Here is a 2947-nt window from a genome sequence, read left to right as displayed (position 1 = left end):
CACCCAAATGATAAAATCTTGCTGTGACATAGCCCTTGTTCCTTTATTTCTCTCAGTTTGGCGACTTAAAGTTATAAAGGAGCGGCTATGTCATTTCAACTCACCTCGAAAGTCGAGCATCGCGTTAAATTAAGAATATCTTGTTTAGTCAACATCGGGGTTTTTTCAACAAAATTATAATACTTAGGCTTGCTGTCTACATAAATCTGGCGGGATAATTTACTAGAATGATTATTTTCGAACAAAGCAACTGGAACATAATAAGCACTGGGATGATGTAAGTGGTAGAAAAGATGTGTACCACATTTTTTACAGAAAGCTCGCTCTGCCCATTCTGACGATGAATATGTTGAAATATTTTCATCCCCATCTATTTGTAAATCATCCTTACAGTCTACAGATAAAAATGGGCCTCCATTCCATCTTTGACATGTTTACAATAAAGTAAACTTAATTATTAAATTACCATTCAAAAATAATTAGTTAAATCAAAAAAACCTAAATAAAACCACAAATGTACACATGTATGTACAAACAGAAAACGTACACAATGTAGTACATAGAAATGGATTTTATGCTCGTTAGATAGGGGGAATAGAGAGTCCAGATAGAAGAAGAAAAGCTACTATCGTCTAATAGTTATATTTTGAACTAGCAATAGTTACAAACTACAATACGGATACTTCCATATTGTATATTTCTTTTTTTCAATTAGACTAAGCAACTCTATATCAATAACAAAATAATATAATCCAAAATTAATAAATGGATAATCATTTTATGATTAGTATTAAAGTATATTTTTGTTTACAAAATAAAAATAAAAGTATATTTATACATCACAGTATAATAAATAAAAATTATTTACTGTCAATGTGAATTTATTTTATACCTTGATATAGTTGGTAGCTTTTAAAGCATTATATCCAAAGTAGCAGAAAACCATTGAACCTAATCTCAATGGGATATTTTCCCTCCCTAAGATAAAGATAGTAATATTTTTAGTTAATTAACGATCTTTTAAAGATATTAATAAATTTAGGAGAAACCATGGCTAATATAACCAAGATTGTTCTCATTAATAATCATACAAAAAATAAAGTTGGTATATTTAATGGTGAAAATCATAGTCAACATTCAATACTTCCCGGAAGAACTTGGAGTGGTGAAATATCGGTGCCTTGGATCCGAGAACCCTCTGAGAACTGGAAAGCCCTGAAACTCACTTTAGGTCCAACCGATAATGTATATATTTATATTTTTCAGGATTATTGGTCTCCACCTTATGAAGATGCCGTAAAATACCTTCAAGCTCAATATATGGATTATAGTGGTAGCACTCAAGAAATCCCCGGTCATAATCGACACGGAGGAAATAAAACTCTGACAATATCTCAAATTGGTGAAAATTATTACTTAAAAATGGATTCAGTTTGAAAAAGTCTGTACATCATAGTTCTATATAATCTATTTCTATTAAAAGGGATTGAAATCCAAAGAAACTGAAATATTGATCGAGTACAGGCAGGGGCATTACCCTTCCCCCTGCCTCACATTCCACACCGAATCTGCCGGCATCTGGACACGGACGTCTAAGCGGGTGCCTGAGGGGATGTCACAGGGTTCACTGTCCTGATAGTAAACTTTTTCACCCTTGACGATTTCTTTTATCCGCTTGTTCTGGAAGAGTTCGGGTAATGCACACGCTAAAGCAATTCACTGAGACAACACGAAAATTAAGATTAAATCATTATTTATCAAACAAATAGAGTTTATTTATGTGATAGAAGATGAAATTGAGACAACATAAAATAGGCTAAGTTGTCTCAATTTTTAGATATTAATTATTATAAAACAATAAGTTAATTGAATTGAGACAACCGAGACAACTGAGACAACCCGTTTGTTTAATTTATATATAAAGAGAAATAAAATTATAGGGTCTGTTGATGTTTTGTGAGGGATTATTAGACAGCATGATGATTTGGTATAATTACTTTCGCCAAAAAACAACCAGACCTCACCATCATGCCGCGAACTATGTTAACAGATCTCCAATGGAATAAGCTATCTGCGTTAATGCAACATGCGGGTTGGATTTATCACAAACCTGAACACCGTTTGACCTTTGAAGGCATTCTTTACCGAATGAGAACGCGCGTTCCCTGGCGCGATTTACCGCCAGAATTCGGCAAATGGAATAGCGTCTTTCAACGTTTCAATGCTTGGTCAAAGAAAGGTATTTTACAGCTCATTTTCAAGTGGTTATCTGGGTTTGCTGATAGGGAATGGTTGTTTATTGATGGGAGTATCGTCCGTGCTCATCAGCACAGTGCCGGAGCGGCTTCAGATGATGATGAGGCTATTGGCAAAAGTTGTGGTGGACGTTCAACCAAAATTCATTTGGCCGTCGATAGTTATGGCTTGCCTGTTCATTTTGAATTGTCCGGGGGACAAGTGCATGACATTGTTCATGCTGAAAGTTTAGTCGGACAAAATCGCCCTCTTCGGACTTTGTGATAGCTGACAAAGGGTACGATAGTCAGGCTTTCAGAAATCATATTGAACAGCAAGGAGCAACGCCGATTATTCCTTACCGAAAAAATAGCCGAAAATCGGATAAACAGATTGATAAATGTTTATATCGTTATCGTCATTTGGTGGAGAATGCGTTCGCCAGAGTTAAACATTTTCGTGCAATAGCAACAAAATACGATAAGCTTGAACGGAATTACGCCAGTATGTTGGCTCTGGCGTTTATCATTGTCTGGTTGCCAATGTGGGCTGAATGAATTATGACCTTAAAACATCAACAGACCCTAGTTATTCATGAAAATGAATTTGGTGTTCTTGGTACAAAAATATGTGCTATGACTGACGACGAATTTCGTCGGCAGTGATAAGAATTCCAGTATGACGACGGCCGAGTAAAAACACAGAGATGTAA

Annotated in this window: 2 protein-coding genes and 1 pseudogene; 2 read left to right on the top strand and 1 reads right to left on the bottom strand. The window is 35.4% G+C overall.

Translation table 11 applies throughout. The annotated features are described in order from the left end of the window. Positions 1 to 95 precede the first annotated feature (95 nt). Positions 96 to 419 (bottom strand): annotated as a pseudogene (locus Xenpb_RS19085) (GFA family protein); the annotation flags it as partial. Between the two features lie 631 nt (positions 420 to 1050). Here Xenpb_RS19085 and Xenpb_RS19080 point away from each other — a divergent pair. Together Xenpb_RS19080 and Xenpb_RS19075 are read left to right on the top strand one after the other, a co-directional pair. Beyond that, positions 1051 to 1437 carry a hypothetical protein gene (locus tag Xenpb_RS19080; RefSeq protein ID WP_187655704.1) on the top strand — a complete coding sequence of 129 codons (387 nt, stop codon included), beginning with the start codon at positions 1051 to 1053 and terminating at the stop codon, positions 1435 to 1437. A gap of 591 nt (positions 1438 to 2028) precedes the next feature. Then, a protein-coding gene (locus Xenpb_RS19075) for an IS5 family transposase (RefSeq protein ID WP_187655703.1) occupies positions 2029 to 2792 on the top strand; the annotation gives its coding sequence in 2 pieces (ribosomal slippage) (positions 2029 to 2490 and positions 2493 to 2792; 762 coding nt in all). Positions 2793 to 2947 lie beyond the last annotated feature (155 nt).

The sequence above is a fragment of the Xenorhabdus sp. PB62.4 genome (genome assembly GCF_014467285.1).
Lineage (GTDB): Bacteria > Pseudomonadota > Gammaproteobacteria > Enterobacterales > Enterobacteriaceae > Xenorhabdus.
This window is presented reverse-complemented; position numbering and strand designations above follow the sequence as displayed.

Bases quoted from the DNA above. Each gene is read 5' to 3' on its own strand.
- Xenpb_RS19080 (WP_187655704.1), top strand. From the start codon at position 1,051: ATGGCTAATATAACCAAGATTGTTCTCATTAATAATCATACAAAAAAT.